This window comes from Isoptericola sp. Y541, assembly GCF_059445465.1.
This window is the reverse complement of the sequence record NZ_JCAIUJ010000002.1, coordinates 507,215-522,585: the sequence shown is the minus strand read 5'-3', so window position 1 is coordinate 522,585 and position 15,371 is coordinate 507,215. Positions and strand designations below refer to the sequence as shown.

At 73.3% G+C, this 15,371-nt stretch carries 13 protein-coding genes; 8 read left to right on the top strand and 5 right to left on the bottom strand.

The window, feature by feature from the left end; genetic code table 11:
- The first annotated feature begins 272 nt into the window (after positions 1 to 272).
- Positions 273 to 587 carry a DUF3467 domain-containing protein gene (locus tag AC1C2V_RS07155; RefSeq protein ID WP_495388889.1) on the top strand — a complete coding sequence of 105 codons (315 nt, stop codon included), beginning with the start codon at positions 273 to 275 and terminating at the stop codon, positions 585 to 587.
- A gap of 44 nt (positions 588 to 631) precedes the next feature.
- Here the strand turns inward: AC1C2V_RS07155 and AC1C2V_RS07150 are convergent, their stop codons facing one another.
- Together AC1C2V_RS07150 and AC1C2V_RS07145 are read right to left on the bottom strand one after the other, a co-directional pair.
- A complete protein-coding gene (locus tag AC1C2V_RS07150) occupies positions 632 to 2,038 on the bottom strand; it encodes an FtsX-like permease family protein (RefSeq protein WP_495388888.1) in 1,407 nt (468 codons plus the stop codon).
- Positions 2,035 to 2,760: an ABC transporter ATP-binding protein gene (locus AC1C2V_RS07145; RefSeq protein ID WP_495388887.1), complete on the bottom strand. Its 726-nt coding sequence runs from the start codon at positions 2,758 to 2,760 to the stop codon at positions 2,035 to 2,037. The genes AC1C2V_RS07150 and AC1C2V_RS07145 overlap by 4 nt, the downstream gene beginning before the upstream one ends.
- Before the next feature lie 169 nt (positions 2,761 to 2,929).
- Between AC1C2V_RS07145 and def the strand changes: the two genes are divergently transcribed.
- Positions 2,930 to 3,622 (top strand): peptide deformylase, encoded by a 693-nt coding sequence (gene def, locus AC1C2V_RS07140; RefSeq protein WP_495388886.1) that lies wholly within the window; start codon positions 2,930 to 2,932, stop codon positions 3,620 to 3,622.
- A 151-nt stretch (positions 3,623 to 3,773) separates the two neighbouring features.
- On the opposite strand, the gene AC1C2V_RS07135 is transcribed toward def, so the two are convergent.
- Positions 3,774 to 4,355 carry an alpha/beta hydrolase family protein gene (locus tag AC1C2V_RS07135; RefSeq protein WP_495388885.1) on the bottom strand — a complete coding sequence of 194 codons (582 nt, stop codon included), beginning with the start codon at positions 4,353 to 4,355 and terminating at the stop codon, positions 3,774 to 3,776.
- 114 nt (positions 4,356 to 4,469) lie between these two features.
- Between AC1C2V_RS07135 and AC1C2V_RS07130 the strand changes: the two genes are divergently transcribed.
- From AC1C2V_RS07130 to AC1C2V_RS07110, 5 genes are all read left to right on the top strand, one after another.
- Positions 4,470 to 5,162 (top strand): pentapeptide repeat-containing protein, encoded by a 693-nt coding sequence (locus AC1C2V_RS07130; protein ID WP_495388884.1) that lies wholly within the window; start codon positions 4,470 to 4,472, stop codon positions 5,160 to 5,162.
- 216 nt (positions 5,163 to 5,378) lie between these two features.
- Positions 5,379 to 5,849: a hypothetical protein gene (locus AC1C2V_RS07125; protein ID WP_495388883.1), complete on the top strand. Its 471-nt coding sequence runs from the start codon at positions 5,379 to 5,381 to the stop codon at positions 5,847 to 5,849.
- Between the two features lie 127 nt (positions 5,850 to 5,976).
- A complete protein-coding gene (locus tag AC1C2V_RS07120; protein ID WP_495388882.1) occupies positions 5,977 to 8,013 on the top strand; it encodes an ABC1 kinase family protein in 2,037 nt (678 codons plus the stop codon).
- An 81-nt stretch (positions 8,014 to 8,094) separates the two neighbouring features.
- Positions 8,095 to 9,504 (top strand): cystathionine beta-synthase, encoded by a 1,410-nt coding sequence (locus tag AC1C2V_RS07115; protein WP_495388881.1) that lies wholly within the window; start codon positions 8,095 to 8,097, stop codon positions 9,502 to 9,504.
- A gap of 25 nt (positions 9,505 to 9,529) precedes the next feature.
- Positions 9,530 to 10,753, top strand: a complete 1,224-nt coding sequence (locus AC1C2V_RS07110; RefSeq protein ID WP_495388880.1) for a cystathionine gamma-synthase — start codon at positions 9,530 to 9,532, stop codon at positions 10,751 to 10,753.
- Positions 10,754 to 10,826: 73 nt separating this feature from the next.
- Here the strand turns inward: AC1C2V_RS07110 and AC1C2V_RS07105 are convergent, their stop codons facing one another.
- Complete coding sequence (locus AC1C2V_RS07105) at positions 10,827 to 11,837, bottom strand: universal stress protein (protein ID WP_495388879.1); 1,011 nt, start codon at positions 11,835 to 11,837, stop codon at positions 10,827 to 10,829.
- Positions 11,838 to 11,840: 3 nt separating this feature from the next.
- Positions 11,841 to 12,584, bottom strand: a complete 744-nt coding sequence (locus AC1C2V_RS07100; protein WP_495388878.1) for a hypothetical protein — start codon at positions 12,582 to 12,584, stop codon at positions 11,841 to 11,843.
- 202 nt (positions 12,585 to 12,786) lie between these two features.
- On the opposite strand from AC1C2V_RS07100, the gene AC1C2V_RS07095 reads away from it, so the two are divergent.
- Positions 12,787 to 15,354 (top strand): ATP-dependent Clp protease ATP-binding subunit, encoded by a 2,568-nt coding sequence (locus AC1C2V_RS07095; RefSeq protein WP_495388877.1) that lies wholly within the window; start codon positions 12,787 to 12,789, stop codon positions 15,352 to 15,354.
- Positions 15,355 to 15,371: the final 17 nt, after the last annotated feature.

Below are 15,371 nucleotides of genomic sequence, written 5' to 3'. Positions count from 1 at the left end.
ATTTCCGGGCCTCGGTTCCGTCCACAGGCGCTCGTAATGAATAGGTCATCGGTTCGATTCCGATAGGCAGCTCAGCACAGAAGGCCCGGAACCTCGCCGTTCCGGGCCTTCGTCGTGGGTGCGTAGGCCGGCGGCGACCACGGCGTCAGGGCGGCGCGGCGATCGGCCATGCCAGAGTCGGCCAGGTGGAACCCGAGGTCGTCGGATCCCTGCCGGACGTGACGAAGACCCAGGGTGACCGCTCCCCGGCGCAGCGGTGCCAGAGTGGGCCCATGGCGAGCAACGAGGTGAAGTTCCAGATCGACGTCCCCAGCGAGCTGGAGGGGGGCGTCCCGGCCGACTTCGCGTCCCTGTGGCACACGTCGACGTCGTTCGTCATCGACTTCGTGGCGGCCACCAAGCCGCCGCAGCCGGTGACCGATCCGGACACGGGAACGGTCACCGGCCGGGTGGTGCCCGGCAAGGTGGTGTCGCGGGTGCGGATCCCGCCGCAGCAGGTGTTCGAGCTCGCGCGGGCGCTCACCCAGCAGCTCGACGCGTGGGAGCGCGAGACGGGCAAGAAGAACGACGGCAGCGCCGCCGGTTGAGCTTGTCGAAACCAGGTTTCGACAAGCTCAACCGGCGAAATGTCTCAGAGCACGCGCTCAGGCCGGGCGAGGATGCCCGGCACGAGGCGTGCGCTGAGCGCCGCCGCCCCGCGCACGGCGAGGAACCCGAGCGCGAACACGGCCAGCGCGGTGGCGATCGCGATCGGCTGGACGAAGATCGCCATCCCGACCAGCGGGAAGATCAGGACGGCCGCGCAGAGGGCGGACCCGCCGGCCACCATCCACAGGGCCGACATCACCGAGCGCCGGGCCGCCTCGCCCATCACGGAGCGCGGCACGCCCAGGCGGTCGAGGGAGACGTGCACGGCCGCGCGGTCGAGGGTGCTCGCGGCCTGGTTGATACCCACCGAGCACGCGACCATGAGGAACGAGATCGCGACGGTGACGAGCACGCCGGTCGCGATGTCCTGGATGAGCCACCGCTCGTCCTGAGGCATGTTTTCGGTCGACGTCACCTCCGTCAAGGCCAGGCCGACGGCGCCGAAGACGCCGACGAAGCTGGTCATCGCCACGCCGCTCACCTGCCGCCACGCGGCCTTGGGGTCCTCGAGCACCATGCGCGCAGCGAGCAGCCGGGGCACCGTCTTGGCCTTGCGCGCCTGCCGGCGGGCGCGCACCCGCAGGAACCATGGCCCCAGCGCGTCGAGGGCCAGGAGCATGCCACCGAAGATCGCGGCCAGCGTGGCGATGATCGCGACCACGCCGCCCAGGTTCCCGAGCACGCCGAGCATCTGCATCAGGATCATGCCGACGAAGAGCACCCCGGCGGCGATCACGACCCGCACCCAGTGGGCGGTGCCCGCCCGCTGCCGGGTGCGCACTCCGAGCGGCGTGACGACGACCGCGCGCAGGCCCACGACGGCGCTCGCCGCGGCGAGCAGCCCGACACCGACCACGACGAGCGGCAGCCACCACCACGGCACCCACATCTGGGCCCCGAGCGCTTCGCCGCGGAACCGCAGCAGCCCGACCACGGGGGCGAGGGCCGCATACCCGGCGAGGCCGACGACGGCCCCGACCAGGGCGGTCGCCGCGGCCTCCAGCACGGTGAGCACGGTGATGGTCCCGGTGGTCGCACCGAGCAGCCGCAGGGACGCCAGCCGCTCGTCGCGGCGACGGGCCGCGAGCCGCGCAGCGGAGGCGCCCACCGTGGCGAGCGGCACCAGCAGCAGCACGACGGCGATGACCGCGAACGCCTCGTACGTGAACGCGAGGTCGTCGTCGCCCACGAAGAACGACTGCGCACCGCCCAGCACGATCAGCAGCAGAGCCGTGACCACGGCGAAGGCCGCGACAGGGAGCGCGAGGGCGAGCCGGTCGCCGTCGCGCCGCCGGGCGAACAGCGGGGCCAGGCGCAGGGCCGTGCCGATCGGGCCGGTGGGCCGGGCTACCGGGAGAGGCGGGCGGGGGGTCGCGACGGCGGCGGTCATCGTGCGGCCCCGGCGGCCGGGGCGATGGCCTCGCCGACAGTCGTGTCGGACACGACGCGCCCGTCGCGCAGCACGACGGTGCGGGCGCAGCGGCGCGCCACGTCCGCGTCGTGCGTCACGACGACGAGGGTGCGCCCGCCGGCGACGGCGCCGAGCAGGAGGTCGAGCACCTCGACGGACGTGGTGGAGTCGAGGGCGCCCGTGGGCTCGTCGGCGAAGATCAGCCGGGCCCCGGTCACCTGCGCCCGCGCGATCGCGACGCGCTGGGCCTGGCCGCCGGACAGCTCGCCGAGCCGCCGGTGCTCCAGCCCGCCGAGGCCCAGCGACGCGAGCCACTGCCCCGCCTCGGTCTCGGCCTGGGCGCGCGGCACTCCCGCGAGCATGCGCGCCACCGCGACGTTCTCGAGGGCGGTCAGCTCGTCCAGCAGCAGGCCCTGCTGGAAGACGAAGCCGAGCTCGTCGCGTCGCAGCTGCGAGCGACCCGCGTCGTCGAGCGTCTCGATCTGCACCGGGCCCTTGGCCGACGCGAACGCGATAGAGCCGGACGTCGGGCGCAGGATGCCGGCGAGGCAGTGCAGCAGGGTCGTCTTGCCCGAGCCGGACGCGCCCATGACGGCCACGGACTCGCCGGGCGCGATGTCGAGGTTCACCCCGTCGAGGGCGGGCGTGCCGCCGCCGGGGTACTGCATGGTCAGGCCGCGAGCGCTGAGCAGAGAAGTCATGGCCCCCAGGCTTCCCGCGGGGCAGGGCCGGCGCGTCGGTCCAGGAGTGGATTCGCGGCGCGGCGGGGTCCACCTGCGGTATGACGCCGGTCAGGGGAGACCCGGGGCGTCCCGCGTGGCCGGTGGTGGGCGGAGGGTGTGCCGATCGCCCGCCGGTAGGCTCAAGGCCATGGCTTGGAGCTTCGGTCGACGTCGGCCCACCACGTATCTGCTGGGCGAGCCGGTGGACCCGTACCCGGCGCAGGCGCCGGAGGCCAGGCGGGGCCGCGTGCTGCGGATCACGGAGATCGGTGAGCCGGTGCTGCACGCCCCGGCCGCGGCCGTGGAGACGTTCTCCACCCCCGAGCTCGCGCGTCTGATCGACGACCTGTTCGCCACGATGGAGAACGCCGAGGGCGTAGGGCTCGCGGCACCCCAGGTCGGCGTTGGGCTGCGCCTGTTCGTCTACGACCTCACGGACGAGCGCGGTGACCGGCACGTGGGGCACGTCGTGAACCCCGTGCTGGAGATCGACACGACCGCGGAGCCGGTGACCGAGGACGAGGGCTGCCTGTCCGTGCCCGGCGCCTACGAGCCGTTGGAGCGGCCTGGCGCCGCGAGCGTGCGCGGCGTCGACCAGCACGGCGGGCCCCTGCAGCTCACGGCGTCCGGGTTCCTGGCGCGCTGCTTCATCCACGAGAGCCAGCACCTGGACGGCACCCTCTACTGGGACCACCTGTCGCCCGAGCTGCAGGCCGACGCCCTGCGCGAGCGCGACGAGGAACGGCCGCACATCCTGGCGGGGCGGCACGAGATCGCCGTCGAGCTCGGCAAGAAGCCCGCCGAGTACCCGGCTCAGCCCCCCTCCCCGGCCGCTGGTTGAGCCCTGTCGGAACTCGTCCGCTGGTTGAGCCTGTCGGAACTCGTCCGCTGGTTGAGCCTGTCGAAACTCGTCCGCTGGTTGAGCCTGTCGAAACCAAGGTCGCGGGGTTTCGACAGGCTCAACCAGCGAGGGCGCTCAACCAGCGAGCGGATCAACCAGCGAGGGCACGCACCCAGTCCGCGACGGCCGCCGCGACGTCGTGGTCCTTGCCCCTGACGTCGTGCGCCCCCGGCAGGGTCACGAGCGTCACGGGCCCGGGGATCGCGGCCGCGTGCTCCGCCAGCTCCTCCGGCGTGCCGAACGGGTCGCGGTCGCCCGAGACGAACAGCACCGGCACCGTGACGTCCGACAGGTGCTCCACCCGCAGCCGCTCCGGCTTGCCCGGCGGGTGCAGCGGGTAGCTGAGCAGCACGAGACCCGCAGCGGGCAGGCCCTCCGCCACCGCCATCGAGCACATGCGCCCGCCGTACGACCGCCCGCCCAGCAGCAGCCGGTCGGTGCCGACGTCGAGGGACGCGGCGAACCGGGCAGCCTCGTCGCGCAGGTGCGCGACCGCCACCGGCGGCCGGTCCGGCATCCGCTTGCCCGCCAGGCGGTACGGGAAGTCGACCCGCTCCGTCGCCACGGGCGGGTCGAGCTCGGCCAGCGCGTGCTCCACCGCGACGAGCGCGTGGTGGTCGCGGCTCGCGCCCGCGCCCGGCGTGAGCAGGAGGCCTCGGGGGTGCTGCGACATGGATCCAGTGTCACCCGGCCGCAGTCCCCGCGAGCTACCAGTTTTACGGACTACCTCGCGGGATTTCGCACTACCTCGCGGTGGGCGTCGGCGGCGGCCGTTAGCGTGCGGGCGATGAGCGACTTCGAGCGGGGCGGCACCAATCCCGGCAGCAGCCCCGGCACCAATCCCGGCAGCAGTCCCGGCAGCAGTCCCGGCAGCACTGATCCGGGCGACATCGAGCCGGGGAGCACCGTGCGGGCCGCGGACTGGTACGGCCGGGACCTGTCGGGGCTGGTGCTGGAGCGGGTCGAGCTGGTGGACGTCGACCTCACGGAGGCGACGGCAACGGGCGCGACCTTCGACGCGTGCACGTTCCGAGGTGGGCGGCTCAACGCCTCGGCGTGGACGGAGTGCGCGTTCACCGGGTGCACGTTCAGCCGGGTGAACCTCTTCGATGCGGCGTTCGAGCGGTGCAAGCTGGTCGGGTCGCGGTTCGACGACTGCCGGTTCGACCTGGTGCGGGTGGAGCGCGGCGACTGGTCCTTCGTGTCGCTGCGGCGCGCGTCGCTCGAGGGCGTGCACCTGGAGGGCGTGCGGATGCGCGAGGCGGACCTCGAGGGGGTGCGGCTGTCGGGCGCCACGGTGCTGGGCGTCGACCTGTCGGGCGCCATGCTCAACGACGCCGACCTGCGCGGGGCCACGCTGCGGGGCAGCGACCTGTCCGCCGTCGACCCGCTGAACGCGCGGCTGGACGGGGCGGTCGTGGACCCGGCGCAGGCCATCGCGCTCGCGGAGCGCCTGGGCCTGGTGGTCGTCACCGACTGACCCGCCCTGCGTCCGGCCGGTGGGCCCGCCCGCCGGGTGCGGGTCTCACACCTTCGCCCGTCGTCGCAGGTCATGGCGCAGCAGCACCCGATCGCCGAACAGGCGGTTGACACCGTTATCGGCGCCTACAACGCGCGATAACGGTGTCAACCGCCTGTTCGGCACCTGGGTGGGGGCGGAAAGGCGGTGCGGGCGGGGCGGTGCCAGAGTGGGCGCATGACCGCTCCGCTCGCTCTCCGGGCCCTGGCGCTCGGCCTCGCCGCCGGCTCGCGTTCCACGCTCGGGATCGCCGCCCCGCTGGTCGGCCCGGCCCCGGCCCACCGGCTGCCCAACCACGGGCTCCGCCGGCCCGCAGCCACCGCGCGGTGGGTCGCCGGGCTCGCGGTGGCCGGGGAGCTGGTCGGCGACAAGCTGCCGGCCACGCCGAGCCGGCTCGACCGGCCCGGGCCCGAGGCGCGGGTCGTGAGCGGCGCAGTCGGCGGCCTGCTCCTCGGGCTCCGGCACCACGCCTTGCCGGCATCCACGGTGGTCGCGGTGGTCGCGGGCGCCGTAGGCGGGGCCGTCGGCACCGGGACGGGAGCGGCCTGGCGGTCGGCCGTCGCGAGCCGCGGGTGGCCAGACCTGCCTGCCGCGCTCGCCGAGGACGTCGTCGCGATCGGCCTCGCCACCTGGGCCGCGCGCGCCTGACAAAGCCCCCGCACCCGACGCCGAACATGCCGTTGCGCTCGTTCTGAACGCCGAGAACGAGCGCAACTGCCCGTTCGGCACGGCGTGGGCCGGTCGTGTCCGGGAGAGTGGGCGCTATGGAGACGCCATGTCAGCGGTGACCGGCGTGGTCGGCGGGATCCTCGCGTTCCTGTCGACCGCCGTGATGATCGTGCTGCTCGCCTGGACGTCACGACGCGTGATGGGCGCGCCCGTGGGGTGGATCCGGGCGACGCTCGTGTCGCTGGTCGTGATCACCGGCGCGTCGGGCGTCCTCGCCGGCGCCCTGCAGTCGGCGGGATGGTGGGGAGACGACGGCACGCTGACGGTGGCGCCGTGGGTGGGGCTCGTCGTGGTGGCGCTCGCCTTCGCGTGGGCGTTCGTGCTCGGCCTGTGCGCGCTCCTGGTGCTCGAGCTGCTGGTGCCCACCGGCACGCTGCCCACCCCGTGGCGCGCCGTCCGGCAGCTGCGGCAGGGGCGGCGCGAGACGCGGCGCTACGCGCAGGTCGTGGCGATCGCCGTCCGGCACGGGCTGGGCGGCGCGTTCGGCCGGACGCACCAGACGCACCGGATGGCGACGTCCCGCCACGACACGCGCCGCCTCGCCGTCGCGCTGCGCGACACCCTCAGCGACGCCGGCGTCACCTTCGTGAAGTTCGGTCAGATGCTCTCCACCCGGCGGGACCTGCTGCCCGACGCCATCACGGAGACGCTCGCCACGCTGCAGAGCGACGTGCCGCCCGCGCCGTGGGAGCGGGTGGAGCGCGTCGTCGAGGCGTCGCTCGGCCGCCCGGTGACCGAGGTCTTCGCCGCCTTCGAACCCGACCCCATCGCGTCCGCGTCGGTCGGGCAGGTGCACTCCGCCCGGCTCCTCGACGGCCGGGAGGTCGTGGTGAAGGTGCAGCGGCCCGGGGCGCGCGAGCAGGTGGCCGTGGACCTCGCGATCCTGCGCCAGCTGGCCCGCCGCCTCGAGCGGGACACGGGCTGGGGGCGCAGCCTCGGCGTGATCGCCCTGGCGGACGGCTTCGCGGCCTCCCTGCGCGAGGAGCTCGACTACGGCGTCGAGGCGGAGAACACGCGGGCGCTGCGCGCGGCTCTGGACGTTGTGACGCGCGACGGCAGGTCGTCGGGACCGTTGGTCGTGGTGCCGGAGGTCGTGGAGGGGCCGTCGAGCGACACGCTGCTGGTGCAGGAGCGCCTGGACGGGACGCCGGTGGGCCAGGCGCAGGACCTCCTGTCCGGTTTCGACTCCGCGACCCGGTCGGAGCTCGCGGACCGGATGCTGCGCGCCGCGGTCGACCAGCTGCTCGTGGCCGGCACCTTCCACGCCGACCTGCACCCCGGCAACGTGCTCGTCACGGCCGAGGGCGGTCTCGGCCTGCTCGACATGGGGTCCGTCGGGCGCCTGGGCGAGCCCGAGCGCATCGCCCTCGGCGCGCTGCTCCTCGCGGTCGACGGCGACGACGCGATCGCCGCGACGGACGCCCTCCTCGAGCTGCTCGACCCGCCCCCGGGCCTGGACGTGCGGCGCCTCGAGCGGGAGGTGGGGCAGCTCCTGCTGCGCTTCCGTGCGGGGGCGGACGCGGGCGCGGCGTTCGCCAAGCTGGTCCCGATGGTCACGGCGGCGGGCATGGCGGTGCCGCCGCAGGTGGCGGCGGCGTTCCGCACGTTCGCTACGCTCCAGGGCACGCTCGACCTGCTGAGCCCGGGCTACGACCTCGTCGCCGCCGCCCGCGACCAGGGGCGGCCACTGCTGTCGCGGCTGGTGACACCGGGGGGCGTGCGCCGCAAGGTGACGCAGCAGCTGCTGGGATTCGCGCCGGAGCTGGAGCGGCTGCCGCGCCGGGTGACCCGGCTCGTCAGCGACCTGGAGCAGGGACGCTTCACGGTCACGGTGCGCGCGTTCGCCGACCCTGCGGACCGCGCGTTCCTCGCCGGCCTGGTGCAGCAGGTGATCACGGGGCTCCTCGCGGTGGGCGCCGTCGTGGGCTCCGTGGTGCTGCTGGTGGCCCAGGGCGGCCCGATGCTGGCGACGGACCTGTCGCTGTTCACGGTGCTCGGGGCCACCCTCGCGTTCGTCGGCACCGTGCTCGCCGTGCGCGTGCTGGTGTTCGCGTTCCGTGGGTCGCCGCGCGACCGGTGGTGAGCGCTCGCCGACGACGAGGCGGCCGCGACGAGGTTCCCGCGATACGGCGACGCGCGCGGCGTCGGGGGGCATGATCAGGGCATGAGGTACGCAGAGCACATCTCCGAGCTGGTCGGCGGCACCCCGCTGGTCCGGCTGTCCCGTGTCACGGAAGGCCTGAGCGCGACGATCCTCGCCAAGGTCGAGTACATGAACCCCGGCGGCTCCGTCAAGGACCGCATCGCGCTGAAGTTGGTCGAGGCCGCGGAGGCCTCGGGCGAGCTGCGGCCGGGCGGCACGATCGTCGAGCCCACGTCGGGCAACACCGGCGTCGGCCTCGCGCTCGTCGCGCAGCGCAAGGGCTACGACTGCGTGTTCGTGTGCCCCGACAAGGTGAGCGAGGACAAGCGCGACGTGCTCCGGGCGTACGGGGCGCGCGTCGTCGTGACGCCCACCGCCGTCCCGCCCGACCACCCTGACTCCTACTACTCGGTCTCCGACCGCCTGGCCACCGAGATCCCGGGCGCGTGGAAGCCGAACCAGTACGCCAACCCGAACGGCCCGCTGTCGCACTACGAGTCCACCGGCCCCGAGGTGTGGGCGGACACCGACGCGCGCGTGACGCACTTCGTCGCGGGCGTCGGCACGGGCGGAACGATCACGGGGACGGGCCGCTACCTCAAGGAGGTCTCGACCGACCGCGCGGCGGCCGAGGGCGGTCGCGTACGCATCGTCGGGGCGGACCCGGCGGGCTCGGTCTACTCCGGCGGGGACGGGCGCCCGTACCTCGTCGAGGGCGTCGGCGAGGACTTCTGGCCGGGGGCCTACGACCCACGGGTCCCCGACGAGGTCATCCCCGTCACCGACGCGGACTCGTTCGCCATGACCCGCCGCCTCGCGCGCGAGGAGGGCCTGCTCGTGGGCGGGTCGTGCGGCATGGCGGTCGAGGCCGCGCTGCGGCTCGCGCGCCGGCTCGAGGACGAGGACGCCGATGCCGCGGCCCGTGCGGTGATCGTGGTGCTGCTGCCCGACGGGGGCCGGGGCTACCTCTCGAAGATCTTCTCCGACACGTGGATGCGGTCGTACGGCTTCCTGCCCGACGAAGAGGGCGTGACCGCGGGCGACATCCTGCGGGCGAAGGACGGGCGCCTGCCCGACCTCGTGCACACCCACCCGAGCGAGACCGTGCGCGACGCGATCGAGATCCTGCGCGAGTACGGCGTCTCGCAGATGCCGGTCGTCGGCGCGGAGCCTCCGGTGAAGAGCGGCGAGGTCGCCGGCGCCGTGAGCGAGCGCACGCTGCTCGACGCCGTGTTCTCCGGCCGCGCGTCGCTCGCCCACCGCGTGGACGCGCACATGCAGGCGCCCTTCCCGCTCATCGGCGCCGGCGAGGGCGTCGAGGCGGTGCGGGCCGCGCTGGCCGACGACGACGCGCTCCTGGTCGTCGAGGGCGGCGACCCCGTGGGCGTCCTGACGCGGCACGACCTGCTGGGGTTCGTCGCGGGCCGTTGAGCGGGGTCGTGCGTACCCTGGCCGGGTGACCACACCGAGCAGCGACCACGGCAGCGAGCACCCCGACTGGACGACGACCGGCTTCTCCACCCGGGCGATCCACGCCGGCCAGGACCCTGACCCGACGACGGGCGCAGTGGTCCCGGCGATCCACCAGGTCTCCACGTACAAGCAGGACGGCGTGGGCGGCCTGCGCGGCGGGTACGAGTACTCGCGCTCGGCCAACCCCACGCGCACCGCGCTCGAGGAGGCGCTCGCCGCGGCCGAGTCGGGCGGGTCCGCGTTCGCGTTCGCGTCGGGGCTGGCCGCGGAGGACACGCTGCTGCGCGCGGTGCTGCGCCCGGGCGACCACGTGATCGTGCCCGACGACGCGTACGGCGGCACGTACCGCCTGATCACCCGGGTGTTCGGCCCGTGGGGCGTCGAGCACACCCCGGTGGACCTCACCGACGTCGAGGCGGTCCGCGCGGCCGTGCGGCCCGAGACGAGGGCCGTCTGGGTCGAGACGCCGACCAACCCGCTGCTCGGGGTCAGCGACATCGCCGTGCTCGCGGGCGTCGCGCGCGACGCGGGCGCGCTCCTCGTCGTCGACAACACCTTCGCGACCCCGTACCTGCAGCAGCCGCTCGCGCTCGGGGCGGACGTCGTCGTGCACTCGACGACGAAGTACATCGGCGGGCACAGCGACGTCGTCGGGGGAGCCCTCGTCGTCGCGGCGGGCGCCCAGCTCCCGGGCGGCCTCGAGTCTCCCGCGGGCGGCACCGACCTTGCGGGCGCCGTCGGCTTCCACCAGAACGCGTCCGGAGCCATCGCAGGGCCGTTCGACGCGTGGCTCACGCTGCGCGGGCTCAAGACCCTCGCCGTGCGCATGGACCGCCATCAGGCGAACGCGGCCGCGGTCGCGGAGTTCCTCGAGCAGCACCCCGCCGTGACCGAGGTGATCTACCCGGGCCTCGCGTCCCATCCCGGGCACGAGCTCGCGGCGCGCCAGATGACCGGGTTCGGCGGCATGGTGTCGTTCCGCACCGGCAGCGAGGCCACGGCGCTCGACGTGTGCGCGCGGACGCAGGTCTTCACGCTCGCCGAGTCGCTCGGCGGGGTCGAGTCGCTCGTGGAGCACCCCGGCCGCATGACGCACGGCTCGGTCGCGGGCACGTCGCTCGAGGTGCCCGACGACCTCGTCCGCCTCTCGGTCGGGATCGAGGACGCCGCCGACCTGCTCGCGGACCTCGCCCAGGCGCTCGCCTGATGCTGTTGTGGGCGCGATATCGGGGACTATCCGACCTCGGATAGTCCCCGATATCGCGCCCACAACGATGCGGTCAGGCGCGGACGACGGTGACGGGGCAGGGGGCGAAGTCGAGCACCTGCCGGCTCACCGACCCGAGGAGCAGCCGGTCGAAGCCGCCTAGCCCGCGCGCCCCGACCACGAGGCGGCCGGCCCCGACGCCGGCGAGGACGAGCTGCTTGGCAGCCTGGCCGTGCACCACGCGCTCGCGCAGCCGGTCCGCCGGGAGGCCCACCCCGGCGGTCGTGACCGCGTCGGCGAGCGACTCCCTGGCGAAGTTCTCGTAGTCGTCGATCGGCGGCGCCCAGCCCCACGAGCCGGGTAGCGGGGCGAGCGTCGTGATCTGCCACGCGAACACGGCCTCCAGGACGGCGCCGGTGCGGTGCGCCACCTCGCCCGCGTGGCGCAACGCCGCCACGCTCGCGGTGGACGTGTCCACGCCGACCACGAGGCGCGGCAGCGTGGGGTCGACGTCGGTGCCCGACCCGTCGGCACCGGTTGCGTCGGCACCGGTTGCGTCGGCACCGGTTGCGTCGGCACCGGTTGCGTCGGCACCGGTCTTGTCGGTACCGGTCTTGTCGGTACCGGGGGACCGGCCGGGCTCCGCCTCCGGTTCCTCGACAGCGTCGGCGTGCCGCACCACCGTGACCGGCACGCCGGCGTGCTCCACGACCGTCGTCGAGACGGAGCCGAGGATGCGCCGCCCGAAGCGGCCCCGCCGGCGCCGGCCCAGCACCAGCATGTCCGCGTCGCCGCCCACGTGCAGCAGCGCATCGGCTGCGGGGCCGGGTTCGACGTGCGCGCGGGCGTCGACGTCCGCGCCGGCGCCCGTGCGCGAGAGCGCGGCCTCCAGCAGCTCCCCGGCCTGCTCGCGGATCGGCGCGAGGACGGGCTCGAGGGCGGTGCGGTCGGCGTCGCGCGCGCTGCCCGGCGCCACCATGACCATCGTGAGCGGCACCCGCCGCGAGGCGGCCTCCCCGATCGCCCAGTCGAGGGCCTCGTCGGCCTCGGACGCGCCGTTCACACCGACGACGACTCCGTGCATCGGTCACCGCCCCCCGTCGTCGCTCGGGTCGGGCGCCTGCCCGGCCCCGCCCTGCTGCTCCTGCGGTGGCGGCTCAGCGCCTCCGTCGTCGCCGGTGCGCCCGGGTGCCGGGAGCAGCGTGCGGACGGGATGGGTGACGACGTCCACCTCGTCCACGAGGTCCGCCGGGCCGGTGACCACGAGGGCACGGCCGGCCACCGGGACGTAGACCGCGCAGGTCTCGCGGGCAGTGACCCGCACGCTCGGCAGCTCGTCGCCGTCCACCACGAAGGTGCCCTCGCTGAGCGGGGCCTCGTCGACCCGGGCTACGAGGGCCTGCATCGCGCTGCGGTAGTCCTGGAAGCCGTCGGCGAAGTCGGGCGAACCCCCGACCGTGGGCCCGTGGGCAGGGGCGTCGGGGGCGTCGGCGTCGATCGGCTCGGGCTCGACGGGTGCCGCGATGTCGGCGTGCAGGGGAGCGGCGAGTGCGCCGCTGCACGCGGCGCGCACCACGTCCTCGACGTCGTCGTCCGGCACGGCCGTGCGTAGGGTCTCGACCTCGAGCGCCTCGCCCGTGAAACATCGGTAGGACCGCACGAACCGCTCGCACGTGGGGTCGTGCTCGTCGGCGAGGCCCGTGAGCGTCTCGTCCTCGAGGTCCAGACCCCAGATCAGCGGGTCGTTCACCTCGCCGACCACGCCCGAGAAACGGGCCAGGCGGGCCTCGTCGTTGCTGAGGTCGTCCGTCGGCTGCTCGATCTCGTCCATCGGTACCCCCTCTGTGGTGCCCCTTGCTCCGAGACTGGACGTGCCGGGCACCGGTGGCAATCCGGCACGCCGTCACGCCCCTGGCGAACATGGGCTTACCGGGGGGTGTCGGCCTGTTGTGAGCGCATAGAGTCGTAGCGGTCAGGCTGCCGCCGTCATTTCCGACGGGGTGCAGGTAACGCCGCTCGTGAGGGAGCAGCATATGTTCGAGAGATTCACCGACCGAGCCCGTCGGGTGGTCGTCCTTGCCCAAGAAGAAGCGAGGATGCTCAACCACAACTACATCGGCACCGAGCACATCCTGCTCGGCCTCATCCACGAGGGTGAGGGCGTCGCCGCGAAGGCCCTTGAGTCGCTGGGGATCTCGCTCGACGGCGTCCGCACCCAGGTCACCGAGATCATCGGTGAGGGCCAGCAGGCGCCGAGCGGACACATCCCGTTCACGCCGCGTGCCAAGAAGGTGCTGGAGCTGTCGCTGCGCGAGGCGCTGCAGCTCGGCCACAACTACATCGGCACCGAGCACATCCTGCTCGGCCTCATCCGCGAGGGCGAGGGTGTCGCCGCGCAGGTGCTCACCAAGATGGGCGCCGACCTGAACAAGGTGCGCCAGCAGGTCATCCAGCTGCTGAGCGGCTACCAGGGCAAGGAGCCCGTGGCCGCCGGCGGTCCGCAGGAGGGGCAGCCGTCCGGCTCCGCCGTCCTCGACCAGTTCGGCCGCAACCTCACCCAGGCCGCACGCGAGGGCAAGCTCGACCCGGTCATCGGGCGCAGCCAGGAGATCGAGCGGGTCATGCAGGTGCTGTCCCGCCGCACCAAGAACAACCCCGTCCTCATCGGTGAGCCCGGCGTCGGCAAGACGGCCGTCGTCGAGGGCCTCGCGCAGGACATCGTGCGCGGCGACGTGCCCGAGACGCTCAAGGACAAGCAGCTCTACACGCTGGACCTGGGCGCGCTCGTGGCGGGCTCGCGCTACCGCGGTGACTTCGAGGAGCGCCTGAAGAAGGTGCTCAAGGAGATCCGCACGCGGGGCGACATCATCCTGTTCATCGACGAGATCCACACCCTGGTGGGTGCGGGTGCCGCCGAGGGCGCCATCGACGCAGCTTCCATCCTGAAGCCCATGCTGGCTCGGGGCGAGCTGCAGACCATCGGTGCCACCACGCTCGACGAGTACCGCAAGTACGTCGAGAAGGACGCCGCCCTGGAGCGCCGCTTCCAGCCGATCCAGGTCAACGAGCCGTCCCTCGAACAGGCCATCGAGATCCTCAAGGGCCTGCGCGACCGCTACGAGGCGCACCACCGCGTGTCCATCACGGACTCCGCGCTCGTCTCGGCCGCCCAGCTCGCCGACCGGTACATCAACGACCGGTTCCTGCCGGACAAGGCCATCGACCTCATCGACGAGGCGGGCGCGCGCCTGCGCATCCGCCGGATGACGGCCCCGCCGGAGCTCAAGGCGCTGGACGAGGAGATCGCCGAGGCGCGTCGCGACAAGGAATCGGCGATCGACGAGCAGGACTTCGAGAAGGCTGCCGGGCTGCGGGACAAGGAGAAGCAGCTCACCGCCCAGCGGGCCGACAAGGAGAAGGCCTGGAAGTCGGGCGACCTCGACTCCGTCGCGGAGGTCGACGACGAGCTGATCGCTGAGGTGCTGGCCATGTCCACCGGTATCCCGGTGGTCAAGCTCACCGAGGAGGAGTCCAGCAAGCTCCTGCACATGGAGGACGAGCTGCACAAGCGGGTCGTCGGCCAGGAGACCGCCATCAAGGCGCTGTCCCAGGCGATCCGCCGCACGCGCGCCGGGCTCAAGGACCCGAAGCGCCCGGGTGGCTCGTTCATCTTCGCCGGCCCCACGGGCGTCGGGAAGACGGAGCTGGCCAAGGCGCTCGCCGAGTTCCTCTTCGGGGACGAGGACGCGCTGATCCAGCTCGACATGTCCGAGTTCTCGGAGAAGCACACGGTCTCGCGGCTGTTCGGCTCGCCCCCCGGGTACGTCGGTTACGACGAGGGTGGCCAGCTCACGGAGAAGGTGCGGCGCAAGCCGTTCTCGGTGGTCCTGTTCGACGAGGTCGAGAAGGCGCACGCCGACATCTTCAACTCGCTGCTGCAGGTGCTCGAGGACGGTCGTCTGACCGACTCGCAGGGCCGCGTGGTGGACTTCAAGAACACCGTGATCATCATGACCACGAACCTCGGCACGCGGGACATCGCCAAGGGTCTGCAGACCGGCTTCAACGCCGGCGGCGACCTGGTGACGTCGTACGAGCGCATGAAGGCGAAGGTCAACGACGAGCTCAAGCAGCACTTCCGGCCTGAGTTCCTCAACCGCGTCGACGACGTGGTGGTCTTCCCGCAGCTCTCGCAGGACGAGATCATCGAGATCGTCGACCTGGAGATCGCGAAGCTGGACAAGCGCATGCGCGACCGGGACATGGGCATCGAGCTCACGCCCGCCGCCAAGTCGCTGCTCGCGGAGAAGGGTTACGACCCCGTGCTGGGTGCCCGCCCGCTCAAGCGTGCGATCCAGCGGGAGATCGAGGACTCGCTGTCCGAGAAGATCCTGTTCGGCGAGCTCCAGGCCGGCCAGCTGGTGCTGGTCGACGGCGAGGGGGAGGGCCTCCTCGGGGAGTTCACCTTCCGCGGGGTGGACAAGGGCGAGCACGAGCGCGGGCCGGTCTCGGTCGGCGCGAGCGCGGCGCTCGACGCCCCGACCGGCGTGTCGGTGCACGACCTGCCCCCGACCGGCCAGATGCAGGCCGGCGCGGAGTGACCGCACCCGCTGGTTGA

Bases quoted from the DNA above. Each gene is read 5' to 3' on its own strand.
- AC1C2V_RS07155 (WP_495388889.1), top strand. From the start codon at position 273: ATGGCGAGCAACGAGGTGAAGTTCCAGATCGACGTCCCCAGCGAGCTG.
- AC1C2V_RS07145 (WP_495388887.1), bottom strand. From the start codon at position 2,760: ATGACTTCTCTGCTCAGCGCTCGCGGCCTGACCATGCAGTACCCCGGC.
- AC1C2V_RS07135 (WP_495388885.1), bottom strand. From the start codon at position 4,355: ATGTCGCAGCACCCCCGAGGCCTCCTGCTCACGCCGGGCGCGGGCGCG.
- AC1C2V_RS07100 (WP_495388878.1), bottom strand. From the start codon at position 12,584: ATGGACGAGATCGAGCAGCCGACGGACGACCTCAGCAACGACGAGGCC.
- AC1C2V_RS07125 (WP_495388883.1), top strand. From the start codon at position 5,379: ATGACCGCTCCGCTCGCTCTCCGGGCCCTGGCGCTCGGCCTCGCCGCC.
- AC1C2V_RS07095 (WP_495388877.1), top strand. From the start codon at position 12,787: ATGTTCGAGAGATTCACCGACCGAGCCCGTCGGGTGGTCGTCCTTGCC.
- AC1C2V_RS07120 (WP_495388882.1), top strand. From the start codon at position 5,977: ATGTCAGCGGTGACCGGCGTGGTCGGCGGGATCCTCGCGTTCCTGTCG.
- AC1C2V_RS07105 (WP_495388879.1), bottom strand. From the start codon at position 11,837: ATGCACGGAGTCGTCGTCGGTGTGAACGGCGCGTCCGAGGCCGACGAG.
- def (WP_495388886.1), top strand. From the start codon at position 2,930: ATGGCTTGGAGCTTCGGTCGACGTCGGCCCACCACGTATCTGCTGGGC.
- AC1C2V_RS07150 (WP_495388888.1), bottom strand. From the start codon at position 2,038: ATGACCGCCGCCGTCGCGACCCCCCGCCCGCCTCTCCCGGTAGCCCGG.
- AC1C2V_RS07115 (WP_495388881.1), top strand. From the start codon at position 8,095: ATGAGGTACGCAGAGCACATCTCCGAGCTGGTCGGCGGCACCCCGCTG.
- AC1C2V_RS07130 (WP_495388884.1), top strand. From the start codon at position 4,470: ATGAGCGACTTCGAGCGGGGCGGCACCAATCCCGGCAGCAGCCCCGGC.